We start from the raw sequence: 13,538 nt of genomic DNA, 5'->3' as shown, positions 1-13,538 counted from the left end.
GTCAGCGCCGTGCAAGGCCGTCTCAGGGCCCTGTGCGCGGGCGGTGACACGGTCGTCGTGTGCCTCAGGCGAGCGAATGAAGGAGAAACATATGTATGACGTGGTGATCGTGGGGGCCGGGCCGGTCGGGCTGTTTCTGGCCTGTGAGGTCGGGCTCGCGGGGTGTTCGGTGCTGGTGATCGAGCGGGAATCGGAAGGGCAGTCGCCGTGGCGGGCGCACCCGTTGGGGATGCGGGGGTTGTCGGCGGCGTCGGTCGAGGCGTTCTCCCGGCGCGGGATGCTCGCGGAGCTGAAGACCGCGTCGGGCGCCGGCGACGAGCCGCCTCGGGCCGGCGGACATTTCGCGGGGATGATGGTCGACGCGGACCAGGTCGACGAGTTGCCGTTCCGGCTGCCGAGCCTGGTCACGGGGCCGATGCTGACGAGCCTCGAAGCGGTGGAGTCCGTGCTGGCCGAGCGGGCCGCCAAGTTGGGCGTCGAGATCGAACGCGGTACAGCGGTCTCGGGCGTCACGCAGTACGACGACCACGTGGTCGTGAGCGCCGGTGAGCGCGAGTACGCGGCGCGGTGGGTGGTCGGTTGCGATGGCGGGCACAGCGTGGTGCGCGCGCTCGCGGGGTTCGAGTTCGCCGGGACCCCGCCGGAGTTCACCGGGTATGTCATGCACGCGACGCTCGCCGATCCCGAGAAGCTGAGGCCGGGGTTCAACCTGACGCCGACCGGCATGTACCTCGTGATGCAGGCTGACGGGCATGTCGCGATGATGGACTTCGACGGCGGCGCGTACGACCGCTCGCAGGAGCTGACTCGCGGCCATCTCCAGGAGGTACTGCGTCGCGTGTCGGACACCGACGTGACGGTCATCGACGTACGGCTGGCGTCGAGTTTCACCGATCGCGCGATGCAGACGACGACGTACCGGAACGGCCGTGTGCTGGTCGCGGGCGATGCCGCGCACATCCACGCGCCGCTCGGCGGGCAGGGGCTCAACACCGGCCTCGGCGACGCGATGAATCTGGGGTGGAAGCTTGCGGCGACGGTGCGCGGGCAGGCGCCGGACGGGTTGCTCGACACGTACACGAGCGAACGGCATCCGATCGGTGCCGCGGTGCTCGACTGGACGCGCGCGCAGGCGATGGTGATGAGGCCCGGTCCGTCGGCCGGGGCGATGCAAGGACTGATCCGCGACCTGCTCGGGACCCGCGACGGGGCGACGTACGTGTCTCGCAAGCTGTCGGGACTGGCGCTCCGGTACGACGTCGGCAGCGAGCATCCGCTCGTCGGGCGCAACGCTCCGGACTTCCAGTTCGAGGACGGCACGCGCCTCGGCGACCTGCTGCAGGACGGGCGCGCCGTCGTACTCGACTTCCGCGGAAACCTCCAGGATTCCGTTGCAGGTAAGGACATCCGGTACGTCGCTGGGCCCGTTCTGGACGATCTCGGCCTGGACGCGGTCCTCGTCCGGCCCGACGGCGTCGTCGCGTGGGCCGGCGATCCGGAACCATTCGAGGACGCCGTGCGGAGGTGGGCGGCATGACCATCACACTCCGGGCGTGCACCCGACCGTGGCGGGGCATGCCGCCCTTGCCGCAGCCTGGCTCCGCCTGGTCACGGCTGCAAGAGTGCCTTGATTGCCTGGCGTCGGTCCATCGCCTCGTAGGCCTTGGCCGCATCGGTCAGGGGGAGGGTCAGGTCGAACACCTTGCCGGGGTCGATCTCGCGCCGGGAGATCAGGTCGATCAGCGTGGGCAGGTACTGGCGGACGGGCGCGGGTCCGCCGTGCAGGTGCACGCCGGAGAAGAAGAGCTCGTCACCGGGCAGCGTCACGTCGTGGGCGACACCAACGTAACCGACGTGACCACCGGGGCGGGTGGAGCGGATGGCCTGGAGCATCGACTCCTGCGTACCGACGGCTTCGATGACGCTGTGCGCTCCGTAGCCGTTGGTGAGCTCCTTGACGCGCGCGACCCCCTCGTCCCCGCGTTCGATGACGATGTCCGTCGCGCCGTACTCCAGGGCAAGGTTCTGCCTGGACTCGTGGCGGCTCATCGCGATGATGCGTTCGGCGCCGAGTTGCTTCGCCGCGAGTACGCCGAGGAGCCCGACCGCACCGTCGCCCACAACCGCCACCGTCTTGCCCGGTCCCGCTTCGGCCGCGATCGCGGCGAACCAACCGGTCCCGAGCACGTCCGACGCCGCCAGGAAGGAGGGGATCAGATCGGCGTCGGGCAGGCCACGGGTCGGGACCAGAGTGCCGTCCGCGAGCGGTACCCGGGCCAGTTCCGACTGGGTGCCGATGGCACCCATCGGCTCGGCGTGGACGCAGCGTGACTGGTAGCCGGCCTGGCAGATCTCGCAGGTGTTGTCGGAGGCGAAGAACGAGCCGATGACGAAATCACCGGGCTTCACAGTGGTCACTTCGGAGCCGATCTCCTCGACGACACCGACGTACTCGTGGCCCATCGGCGTCGGCCCGTCGAGCTTGTCCTGCCCGCGGTACGGCCAGAGGTCGGAACCGCACACGCAGGTCGCGCTGAGCCGGATGATCGCGTCGGTCGGCTGCTGGATGATCGGGTCGGGGCGGTCCTCGACGCGGACGTCGCCGGGACCGTACATCATGACTCCATGCATGGCTGGGAACCTTTCTGGTTGGTGATCAGTGCGATCAAGGACGCAAGGGTGAGGGCAACCACGATGGCTGCCATGGGTACGGCGGTACTCGCACCGCCGAGGCCCGCGAGTGGGGCGACGACTCCGGCGGTGCACCACTGCAGGAAACCCAGCAGCGCCGAACCGGTACCGGGATGCTCCGGAATCTGAGCTGACGCCAGTGCCCCGGCGTTCGGGCCGACGAATCCCTGGGCGGACATCAGGACGAAGAAGCCGACGAGCGCCACCACGAGCGGCATGCCGAACCAGAGCGCGCCGACGAGCAGGAGAGCTCCCGCCAGACCGGTCACCACCAGTCCGAGGAGGACGATCTTCCGGGTCGGGACCCGATCGGCCAGTCGTGCGGCGAGCAGTGTCGCGATGGTCAGTCCGACGGCGTTGAACGCGAAGTCCACCGAGTACGCGACCGGGGAGAGACCGTTCATCGACTGCAGCGCGAAGGCCGACGTGGCGACGTACGCGAAGATCGTGCCCATCGAGAACGCGAACACCAGCAGGTATCCGAGGAAGCCGCGGTGGCGCAGGACGCGACCGGCCAGCCGGACGGGATGGTTTCCACGCCGGAGCGTCTCGGGTACGCCGAACGCGACCGCCGCCACCATCAACGCGGCGAGCGTGGCGACGACCCAGAACGACACCCGCCAGTGGGTGAAATGCAGAACGGCTGCCCCGAGCAACGGTCCGACGATGGGCGCGATCCCCGCGACACCGGCGACCATGTTCATCGCCCGGACCAGCCGCGCTCCGGAGGTCAGGTCCACGACGATTGACCGGGCGATGACCATCGCCCACCCGCCACTGAACCCCTGCAGCAGCCGGGCAACCATCAGGACGCCGATCGTCGGGCTGAACGCGCACAGAACCGACGCAGCCGTCAGCACAACGAGCGAGATCAGCAACGGGCGACGCCGGCCGACCCGGTCCGAGAACGGTCCGCCGAGAAGCTGGCCCAACGCCATACCGACGAAGAAGGTGGTCAGAGTCAGCTGCACCTCGGTTGCGCCGGTGCCGAGATCGCGGGCGACCAGCGGGAAGGCCGGCACATACATGTCGGTGGCCAGCGGTGCGATCGCGGTGATCAGCACGACCGTGGCAAGCACCGTGGCGGTCAGCGAGGCGTCACGGCTGGTCGGCTGCGGCCGGGTGACGGTGAGGGGCATGTCTCCATGCAAGCGCCGGGAGAGACGCTGAAGAAGTCACGCTCGAGAGGTGTACCAGCAGTACATCCCTCACGAGGTACGCCGCCGGTACTGTCGATGACATGGACAACAAGGCCGAGGTCCGTGAGTTCCTGACGTCACGACGGGCGAAGCTGACGCCGTCGGACGTTGGCCTCCCGGCGGCCGGCCAGCGCCGCGTGGCCGGTCTGCGGCGCAGCGAGGTGGCCACGCTGGCCGGCGTGAGCGTCGAGTACTACGCGAAGCTCGAACGCGGAACGATCGCGGGCGCCTCGTCGGCGGTGCTCGAGGCGATCGCCCAGGCGCTCCGGCTCGACGAGACCGAGCGCGCGCACCTTCTCGATCTCGCCCGGGCGGCCGACGGCATCCCGACCTCGGGGCGCCGTCGTCGCCGTACGACGCCGCAGACGACCTCCCGGCCCAGCCTGCAGTGGGCGCTGGAGGCGATCACCGACGGTGTCGCGTTCGTCCGCAATCCGGCGCAGGACCTGCTCGCCACGAACGCCCTCGGACGGGTCTTCTACTCGCCCGTGATCGGCGAGGGCGGCCGGACGCCGAACCTGGCCCGCTTCCAGTTCCTCGACCCGGCTTCGCGCGACTTCTACCCGGACTGGGACCTGTTCGCGCACATGTGTGTCGGGGTCATGCGCGCCGAGGCCGGCCGCGATCCGCACGACCGCACCCTGCAGGACCTGGTCGGCGAGCTGTCGACGCAGAGCGAGACCTTCCGCCGGCTGTGGGGCTCGCACGACGTCCGAACCCACGGCACCGGCACCAAGCGATTCCATCATCCCGAGGTCGGCGAGCTCACCTTCGCCTACGAGGAGCTCGCCGTCACAGCCGAGCCCGGCCTGGTCCTCTTGGTCTACACCGCCGAGCCGGGCTCACCGTCCGCGGAGAAACTGCGACTCCTCGCCTCCCTCGCCGCCGACCGGACTCCGGCACAGTAGGGGCGATCCGCGGGTCGCGGATCAGGCGCGGCGGAGGGTGATGTTGCCGCCGTGGGTGCGGGCGCGGACGGTGACGGTGCGGGCGGCGTTCTCGACGGACTCCAGGTCGTTGAAGACCCGGCCGACCGAGGTGTGCGCGTCCAGTGCGGCCGCGGTGCCCTCCGGGACGCCGACCGCGACCTCGCCGGTGGCGGTGTAGAGGTCGAGGGAGCCGGTGCCGAGGGTGCCGACGCGGATGTCGCCGTTCGCGGTCCGCGCGTTGACCTCGGTACCAGCCGCTTCGACGGTGATGTGGCCGGTGGCCGACTTGGCGCGCAGGGTGCCGGCCACCTTGCCGACCCGGATGTTGCCGTTGGCGGTCTTCAGCTCGCACGAGCCGACCTCGCCCTCGACGACGTACTCGCCCTTGGCGGTGTACCCGTGGACGTCGGAGCCGGTCGGCAGCTCGATCAGGACCTCGACCGCGCCGTACCGCTTGCTGAACACGGACCGCAGCTTCGGGTGCTTGACCTGCAGCTTCCCGTCGGTGAACTCGATGACAACCTGCTCGGCGGCCTTCACGTCCAGCTCCCAGGTGGGGTCGACCGGCCGGACCTCGACGACCGTGTCAGTACGGTCGCTCGCCTTGACGGTGATGTCGCCGAAGATGATGTCGACGGCGGCGGAGATCGGTGCGGGGGTGCTGAAGGTAGCCATCTGAGTGCTCCTGAGTCGTGATCCGGTTGATGACGACAACTCTGGCCGGGCGCCCTGACAAGGCTCTGTGATCCCGGCGGACACGCGGCTGACACCGTGTAGGCGGCGTGTCAGGAGCGTGTCAGGACGCCCGCCGAAGGTGTTCCCATGACAACTTCGGCGATTGCGGTCACTGGACTGCGCAAGGCATTCGGCGACAAGACCGTGCTCGACGGGATCGACCTCGACGTCCCCGCGGGCACCGTCTTCTCCCTGCTCGGCCCGAACGGGGCCGGCAAGACGACCACGGTGAACGTGCTGACCACGTTGACCAAGGCTGACGGCGGTACGGTCCGGGTGGCCGGACACGACGTCGCGACCGACGCGAAGGCGGTCCGGTCCGCGATCGGGGTCACCGGCCAGTTCGCGGCCGTGGACGAACTGCTGACCGGTCGCGAGAACCTCCAGTTGATGGTCGACCTGACCCGCGGCGCGGGCGACGAGATCGTCGGCGGACTCCTGGAGCGCTTCGACCTGGCGGAGGCTGCGGACAAGGCCGCGGCGACGTACTCCGGCGGCATGCGCCGCAAGCTCGACCTGGCGATGACCCTGGTCGGCAACCCGCAGATCATCTTCCTGGACGAGCCGACGACGGGCCTCGACCCGCGCAGCCGGCGCACCATGTGGACGATCATCCGCGAGCTGCTCGCGGACGGCGTGACCATCTTCCTGACCACGCAGTACCTCGACGAGGCCGACCAGTTGGCCGACAAGATCGCGGTACTCGACAAGGGCCGTTTGGTTGCCCAGGGCACCCCGGAGGAGCTCAAGCGGCAGATCCCCGGCACCCACGTCCGGTTCCGGTTCGGCTCCGTCGAGGACCTCGACACCGCCGCCCGGATCATGCCCGACTCGACCCGGGACGACGACGCGCTGACCCTGCGGGTCCCCAGCGACGGCGGCACCCAGTCGGTCCGCAAGCTGCTCGACCGGCTCGACGAGTACTCGATCGACGCCGACGAGTTCTCTGTCAACACCCCTGACCTCGATGACGTATTCCTCGCCCTGACGGGCCACGACACCGCGGAGGTAGTCGCGAAATGAAGAACCCCTCGATCGTGATGCTGCGCCGCAACCTCAAGCACATCGCGCGGAACCCGACCTCCGTCTTCAACGCGGTCCTGATGCCGGTCGTGGTGATGCTGATGTTCGTCTACATGCTCGGCGACGCGTTCAGCGTCGGCGTCCCGTACGTCGACTACGCGACCCCCGGCATGCTCCTGCTGGCGGTCTGCTACGGGCTCGGCGCCGTGGCGACAGCCGTGAACTCCGACATGACCAAGGGCATCATCAACCGCTTCAAGGTGATGGACGTGCCGCGGGGCGCGGTCCTGACCGGGCACGTGATCTCCAGCGTGATGACCAACCTGATCGCGATCGCCGCGATCATCGGGGTCGCGTTCGCGCTCGGCTTCAACCCGTCGGCGAGCTTCGCCCAGTGGCTCGGCGTGATCGGTCTCGTCGTCCTGCTCGGGCTGGCGACCGGCTGGCTGACCGTTGCCCTCGGCCTGTTCGCGAAGACCCCGGAGACCGCAGGTCTGGCCTCGGTGCCGCTGGTGATGCTGCCGTTCTTCAGCAGCGCGATCGTGCCGGCGGACAAGATGGGGCCCGGCGTGAAGCAGTTCGCGCAGTACCAGCCGTTCACGCCGATCATCGAGAGCCTGCGCGGGCTGCTGAACGGCGCGCCGCAGACCGGCGACCTGATCGCCGCGTTCGCCTGGTGCCTCGGGATCGCCGTGGTCGGGTACGTCTGGGCGACCTCGACGTTCAAGAAGCGAGCGTGACCTCGACGAGCTCTCGCCAGCTCGCTTGCCGGCCCTCTTCCGTCGCCTCGGTGAACTTCGCGTCACCGAGGCGACGGCGCGTCTCCTGCTCCACCTTGGCGACATCGGGGTTCGACCGGTCGGGCAGTCCCCGGACGACGGCACTCGCGGCGAGCAGGCGCGCGGCCTGCTCGTCCTGATCGGTGCGCAACGCCAGATCCGCGATGCCGACGAGCATCTGGGCGATCCCGGGGGCGTGCCCGCTCTCCGTCGCTGCCTGGAACGCCGCGCTCCGGTGCTGCCAGGCCTGGTCGAGATCCGTGGCCAGGTAGCCGAGTACGTCCTGGATCATCGAGCGCAGGTTCGCCCGCTCCGCCTCGTGACCGAGCATGGTCGTCGCGAGGTCGAGCTGCCGGCGCGCTTCCTCGAGGTCGCCGCTCCAGCGCGCGAGCTCCGCCTTGCACAACGTCAGCTCGATCAGCGCCTCCGGCCAGGCGACGCGTTCTGCTTGCCGCAACGATTCCGCCATGGCGGTCGCGCTCGCCTCGTGGTCGTCCATGAGCCAGTACAGCTGCGCCTGCCGCGACCGCATCTTGACGACATCCTCGGTGGCCCCGACCTCCGCGGCGACCGCGATCGCCTGCTCGTAGTACTCGCACGCCTCGGCGAACTCCCCGCGGACGGCGACCCGGTCCGCCAGCTCGGTCAGCGCGAACGACATCCCCCAGCGCTCGCCGATCGCCCGGAACTCGCGGACCGCCGTCTCCAGCGCGACATCCGCGTCCACATCGCCGTCGCCGAGCATGATCCGCATCTTGCCGGTCTGCAGCCGCGCAAGCGCCCGTACCCAAGGGTCTTCGTCGGTGAGCAGCGGCTCGAAGGCGGACACGAACTCGGACGGCCCTTCCAGCAGGCGTTCGAGGGCTTCCGACATCGTCACCGCCGGATGCGAGTACTTGATCCGCCGGCTGACGTCGGCGGACTTGCGGATCCATTCCTCGGCGTTGCTCTCGTCGCGCCCGCGCCCCGACGTCATGAAGCCGGTGACGAACGCGTACACGACCGCACGGGTCTCGTCCGGGACCTCGCCCGGGATCGTGGGGGCCGCCATCAGGAACTCGCTGCCCTCGACCTTGTGCCCGGCGAACCACCAGTACCACCCGGCGGCCGCGGCGAGTCGCATCGCGCCTGCCGCGTCCCCGGCTGCGAGCACGGCCCGCATCGCCGCGGCGAGGTTGTCGTGTTCGCCTTCGACGATCGCCAGCCATTCGAGCTGCTCGGTCCGGCGCAGGTGCGGGTCCGCGGTCTCGGCCAGCTCGGTGAAGTAGGCGAGATGGGTACGGCGGGTCTGGTCGGTCTCGCCCGCTTCCTCGAGACGTTGCTGGGCGTACTCCTTGATCGTGCCGAGCAGCCGGTACCGCGGCGCGCCCTCGTCCTTCGTGACCACCAGCGACTTCTCGGTCAACGCGGTCAGCAGGTCGAGGACCTCCCACGACTCGACCTCGCCACCTGCGCAGACCTGCTCGGCCGCCTCCAGGCTCGCACCGCCCGCGAACACCGAGAGCCTGCGCAGGGCCGCCCGCTCGGCGTCCGACAGCAGCTCCCAGCTCCAGTCGACCACTGCGCGGAGCGTGCGGTGGCGGGGGAGTGCCGTACGACTGCCACCGGTCAACAGGCGGAACCGGTCGTCGAGGCGGTTCGCGAGCTGCTCCAGCGACATCGTCCGCAACCGGGCCGCGGCCAGCTCGATCGCCAGCGGCATACCGTCGAGCGCCCGGCAGATCCGGGCCATCGTCTCCAGATCCAGGGCGAGGTCTGCGCGGACGGCCCGTGCGCGGTCCTGCAGCAGACGGACGGCGGGCGAGGCGGCGATCTCGCTGCTGTCGGTGGGGAGTGCGAGTGGCGCGACCGGCCACAGCGCCTCGCCGGTGATACCGAGGGGTTCCCGGCTGGTCGCGAGGATCCGCAGCCGCGGGCACTCGCCGAGTACCCGGTGCGCGAACGTCGCCGCGGACTCGATCACGTGCTCGCAGTTGTCCAGGATCAGCAGCATCGCCCGCTCGCGGACCGCGGCGATCACCCGGTCCGTCGGGGCCGCGTCCGGTACGTCGCCGAGCAGCGCGTCCCGCAGCGCGAGCGCGCCGAGCGTCGCTTGCGCCACGTCCCCGTCGGCGCCGATCGCCGCGAGCTCGACCATCCAGGCGCCGTCGGGCAGGTCGCCGAGCACAGACCGCGCGGTCTCGGTCGCGAGCCTGGTCTTACCCGATCCACCCGGTCCGATCAGCGTCGTCAGGCGGTGCCCGGCGATCAGGTCGCGGACGGTGGCGATATCGGTTTCCTTGCCGACGTACGTCGTGAGTTCTTCGCGGAGGTTCGTGTTCCGCTTCTCGTCCCGGCGTACCAGCTCGCCGCGGAGGAGGGCGACATGCAGGGCGGACAGCTCCGGTGAGGGGTCGACGCCGAGCTCGTCGGCGAGGGTTTCGCGGGTGCGCTCGTACACGCGGAGCGCCTCGGTGTCGCGGCCGGAGGCGACCAGGGCGCGCATCAGGGCGGCGACGAGGCGTTCGCGGACCGGGTGAGCGGCGACCAGGTCGGTCAGCTCGGTGACAAGGTCCGCGCCGTGACCGAGGGTGATCTCGGCGTCGTACCGGTCCTCCATCGCGGTCAGGCGGAGGCCGTCGAGCCGGGTCACGGCCGCGTCGAACGCGCCGCTCTCGGTCAGCCCGACGTCCTGCATCGCCGGTCCCCGCCACAGCGCGAGCGCCTCACGCAGCAGCCGGACGCCCTGAGGGTCCTGGTCGGTGCGAGCGCGGGTGACGAGACGTTCGAACCGTACGGCGTCCACCGCGTCGGGATCGATCTGCAGCCGGTAACCGTCCGTGTGGCCTTCGACTGAGCCGTCCGGGAGCACCTTCCGCAGCCGCGACACCAGCCGCTGCAAGGCGTTCGCGGCGTCCGCCGGCGGCTGCTCACCCCAGATCCAGTCCACCAACGTGGCCTTCGGAACCACCCGCCCGGCCTCGAGCGCAAGCACGATCAACAGCCCACGCAACCGCGCCCCCGGCACGTCGACAAGGCCCTCATCGCCCGCACGCACCTCAAATGGCCCCAACATCCCGATCTGCACCCAGCAGATCTTGCCACGCACCCAGCGCTTACCTGACCACTTCCCCGTGCGGGCCGCCGAAGGTCTAGCTGACGGCCTGCTTGATCAGCGCGACGAGCCGCTTCTCGACGGCCGGTGTCAGCTTTGTGATGGCGTACGACGTCGGCCACATGTCCCCGTCGTCGACGTTGGCGGAGTCCTGGAAACCGAAGGTGGAGTAGCGGTACTTGAACTTGGCGGCGTCCTGGAAGAAACAGACGATCTTGCCGTTCTTCGCCCAGCCGGGCATGCCGTACCAGAGCTTCGGGGTGAGTTCCGGCGCGATCTGGGGGATCAGCTCGTTCAGCCGCTCGGCGATCACGCGGTCGGCGTCCGCCATCGTCGCGATCTTCGCGGCCTGCGCCACCGCCGGGTCCTCCTTGCTCTTCAGCGCCTTCGCGTGCTCCTTCATCGCGTCTCGCTCGGCGTCGCTGAACCCGTCGTACGACTTCTTCTTCGTGGTGGCCATCGGACTCTCCCTTGGTGGTTGCCGTCTTCAACACCCCAAACACTAGAAGCCCCCGGACACCCCCGCTTCTCGAAAACTGATCGATCCTGAACCCGGACAAACTCGCCTACCTCCGCACCCAACTGAACGCCTGAGGCCGCTCAGCTGTAGAGGCAGAACGGGTGGCCGGCCGGGTCGAGGAGGACGCGGACGTCGGCCAGAGGAGCGATCCGGCAAATCAGCGTTTTCGGTAGGCGGCGGTGTAGGTGGTGTTCACCGCCGGTGCGGTGATGGTGTGGTTCTGCGGTCCTCCGTCCGACCACGACGTGAAGTTGTACGTGAACTTGTTGAACTGTTGTGGCGACGGGGCGCTGACCGAGTTCGCCGAGCCGACCACCACGGTCACGGAGAACGGGGTCGAGCGTGGCGCCTCGTTGACGACCATGTTGGTCAGGTTGAGCCCGCCCGGGTTGGTCCGGAACGTGAGTACGACGGTCCGCGGGTCCAGCCGGACCGAAGTCGTCGAGGTCAGACCTCCGGAATCGGTCGCGGTCAAGGCCAGTTCGAGCCAGCACGGATAAGAGTGGTCCGGTGTCGTGAAGTTCCCCGACGACACACCGTTGATCGTCTCCAGCAGGTGCGCGTGGCAGTCGGACGGCGTAAAGCAGTGATGCATGGTCAGCTGCCAGCTCAACTTGGACGCAGGCACCGACCCGTCCTGTACGTCGGTCGCGTGGCCGGTGAAGCCGATCTGGTCACCGACCTTCCAGGTCAGGCTCGATGCGGGCGAGTCGATCACCGCCGTCGGCCCTGTGTTGCCGGCCGTGACCGTGACGGACGCCGTACCTGTTGCTCCCTGGTTGTCCGTCACTCGGAGGCTCGGGTGGTAGGTCCCCGCTGTGCTGTACGTGCGCGTCGCTGTCGCGCCGGTCGCGTCGCCGAAGGTGCCGTCACCGTTGAGATCCCACGAGTAGCTGAGCGGCCCGCCCTCGGGATCGGAGGAGGCGGTGCCGTTGAAGTTCACAGTCAGCGGGACCGCACCACTGGACGGGGTTGCCGTGAAGGACGCGGTCGGCGGCTGGTTGGCGGCCGTGAAGGTGATGCGGTGTACGGCGCCACTCTCCATGTCGACGTAGAACAGGTCGCCGCCCGGACCGATCTTCAGGTCGACCGGATGGCCCGCGGCGCCACCTGTCGGGTCGACACCGACGAACGACCGCAGTCGGGCCGGATCAGGTAGGCCGTTCGTACCGGGCAGCATCGCCCAGATCTCGTTCCGCGAGTGGTCGGCGAAGAACAGCGCTCCGTTGTACTCCGACGGATACGACCCACCCTGGTAGAACGCGATCCCGGTGATCGACGAGCCGCCGGTGCGGCAGCCGGTGTAGTTCACCACGCAGGCGCTGTGGTTGTAGGCGTAGTACGGCGCAACGACCGAACCGGGCGACGAGTACAGCGACGAGCACGACGACAACCCGGCGCCCTGGTACCCGCCCTGGGCGGCCGCCCCCTCGTAGCAAGGCCAGCCGAAGTTGTTGGCTGTCGTCGGGGACACGACGCGATTGATCTCCTCCCAGGAGTTCCACCCGACATCGCCGATCCACAGCTCGTCGGTCCCCGGGCGCTGCGTCATCCGGAACGGATTACGTGCGCCGTAGGCAACGATCCGCCGGGCGTTCGGGTCCGTCGAGGAGAAGAACGGGTTGCCGGATACGCCGGCACCAGTGCTGGGGTCGAGGCGCAGGATCGCACCGTCCAGCGTGGCCGGACCGCTGGGACGGCGGATGCTCTGACTGCGCAGCGCACCACCTTGCGCGTTCGGTGCTGTCAGAGCGGTGCCGACCGAGCCCGGCGGATCCCCGCAGGGGTTCGCCTGATCGCCGGCGTAGGTCGCGCCGTACTGGCCGTAGTCGACGTTGTTGAAGCTGGCGCCGTCGCCGCCACTGACGTAGAGGTAGCCGTCGCGCCCGAAGAGCAACGTGCCGATCGAGTGGCTGGGGAACTGCTGGCACCAGTCGTTGATCAGCACCTGCTCGGGGCCTGTCATGACGTTGCCGCTGATCTGCAACCGGGACAGCCGCGCCGACACGAGGCAGCCGTCAGTGGTCGGGCCGGGAGGTGTCGGGCAGGCGTCGTTCCACCGTGGTGCGGTTCCGCCGATTGCCGCGTCGTACGCATAGAGCACGTAGATGTACGGGCTGGCGGGGAAGTTCGGTGGTAGGGCGAGACCGAGGAGACCGCGGTCCCAGTAGTCGCCGACCTGGAGCGACAGGTCAGCGACAGTGACCGGACTGGTGTCCGTGAGGCTCTGGAAGATCTTGATCACGCCGTTCTTCTGACCGACGACGATCCGCCCGTCCGGCGCGAACTGCAGCACCGTCGGGTTCGTCAGGCCGCTCAGGACGACCGTGTCACGGAACCCGGTGGGCAACGTCTCCGCACGGGCCGCGCCTTGACTGAGTACTGCGGCGACCAGGAGCATCGCGGCCGCCATGCTGATCCGTCCGCGCCCGCGCGCGGTCCTACCGAGACCCCACATCTCGTCCCCCACTTCCCAGCGCCTCAGACCCCTCCGCGCGCTGTCTGCTGGTTCAGAATGCGCCGATCCACGCCAACCGTCGAGTGGGTAGCTGCCCGCAGCCGACCGAG

Annotated in this window: 10 protein-coding genes; 4 read left to right on the top strand and 6 right to left on the bottom strand. The window is 69.1% G+C overall.

Annotated features, from left to right (window positions below):
- Positions 1 to 91: 91 nt before the first annotated feature.
- Positions 92 to 1,537 carry an FAD-dependent oxidoreductase gene (locus E0H45_RS29050; protein WP_131343127.1) on the top strand — a complete coding sequence of 482 codons (1,446 nt, stop codon included), beginning with the start codon at positions 92 to 94 and terminating at the stop codon, positions 1,535 to 1,537.
- A 71-nt stretch (positions 1,538 to 1,608) separates the two neighbouring features.
- Here E0H45_RS29050 and E0H45_RS29045 read toward each other — a convergent pair whose 3' ends face one another.
- Together E0H45_RS29045 and E0H45_RS29040 are read right to left on the bottom strand one after the other, a co-directional pair.
- Positions 1,609 to 2,631 (bottom strand): zinc-dependent alcohol dehydrogenase family protein, encoded by a 1,023-nt coding sequence (locus E0H45_RS29045; RefSeq protein WP_131343125.1) that lies wholly within the window; start codon positions 2,629 to 2,631, stop codon positions 1,609 to 1,611.
- Entirely contained in the window at positions 2,616 to 3,830 is a 1,215-nt protein-coding gene (locus tag E0H45_RS29040) for a multidrug effflux MFS transporter (protein ID WP_131343123.1), read from the bottom strand. The genes E0H45_RS29045 and E0H45_RS29040 overlap by 16 nt, the downstream gene beginning before the upstream one ends.
- Positions 3,831 to 3,931: 101 nt before the next feature.
- Between E0H45_RS29040 and E0H45_RS29035 the strand changes: the two genes are divergently transcribed.
- Positions 3,932 to 4,798 (top strand): helix-turn-helix transcriptional regulator, encoded by an 867-nt coding sequence (locus E0H45_RS29035; RefSeq protein WP_131343121.1) that lies wholly within the window; start codon positions 3,932 to 3,934, stop codon positions 4,796 to 4,798.
- 21 nt (positions 4,799 to 4,819) lie between these two features.
- Here E0H45_RS29035 and E0H45_RS29030 read toward each other — a convergent pair whose 3' ends face one another.
- Positions 4,820 to 5,494: a DUF4097 family beta strand repeat-containing protein gene (locus tag E0H45_RS29030; RefSeq protein ID WP_131343119.1), complete on the bottom strand. Its 675-nt coding sequence runs from the start codon at positions 5,492 to 5,494 to the stop codon at positions 4,820 to 4,822.
- Between the two features lie 147 nt (positions 5,495 to 5,641).
- On the opposite strand from E0H45_RS29030, the gene E0H45_RS29025 reads away from it, so the two are divergent.
- Together E0H45_RS29025 and E0H45_RS29020 are read left to right on the top strand one after the other, a co-directional pair.
- Positions 5,642 to 6,577 carry an ATP-binding cassette domain-containing protein gene (locus tag E0H45_RS29025; protein ID WP_131343117.1) on the top strand — a complete coding sequence of 312 codons (936 nt, stop codon included), beginning with the start codon at positions 5,642 to 5,644 and terminating at the stop codon, positions 6,575 to 6,577.
- The gene (locus E0H45_RS29020; protein ID WP_131343115.1) at positions 6,574 to 7,317 is read left to right on the top strand and encodes an ABC transporter permease; all 744 of its coding nucleotides are present in this window, start codon (positions 6,574 to 6,576) and stop codon (positions 7,315 to 7,317) included. Before E0H45_RS29025 ends, E0H45_RS29020 begins: the two co-directional genes overlap by 4 nt.
- Here the strand turns inward: E0H45_RS29020 and E0H45_RS29015 are convergent.
- The 3 genes from E0H45_RS29015 to E0H45_RS29005 form a co-directional block, all read right to left on the bottom strand.
- Positions 7,301 to 10,411, bottom strand: a complete 3,111-nt coding sequence (locus tag E0H45_RS29015; protein WP_238155352.1) for an AfsR/SARP family transcriptional regulator — start codon at positions 10,409 to 10,411, stop codon at positions 7,301 to 7,303. The two genes, E0H45_RS29020 and E0H45_RS29015, sit on opposite strands and share 17 nt — an antisense overlap.
- Positions 10,412 to 10,487: 76 nt before the next feature.
- Positions 10,488 to 10,910, bottom strand: a complete 423-nt coding sequence (locus E0H45_RS29010; RefSeq protein WP_131343111.1) for an iron chaperone — start codon at positions 10,908 to 10,910, stop codon at positions 10,488 to 10,490.
- 217 nt (positions 10,911 to 11,127) lie between these two features.
- Positions 11,128 to 13,440: a PQQ-dependent sugar dehydrogenase gene (locus E0H45_RS29005; RefSeq protein WP_202872547.1), complete on the bottom strand. Its 2,313-nt coding sequence runs from the start codon at positions 13,438 to 13,440 to the stop codon at positions 11,128 to 11,130.
- Positions 13,441 to 13,538 lie beyond the last annotated feature (98 nt).

This window comes from Kribbella soli, assembly GCF_004331345.1.
Classification (GTDB): Bacteria; Actinomycetota; Actinomycetes; order Propionibacteriales; family Kribbellaceae; genus Kribbella; species Kribbella soli.
This window is presented reverse-complemented; position numbering and strand designations above follow the sequence as displayed.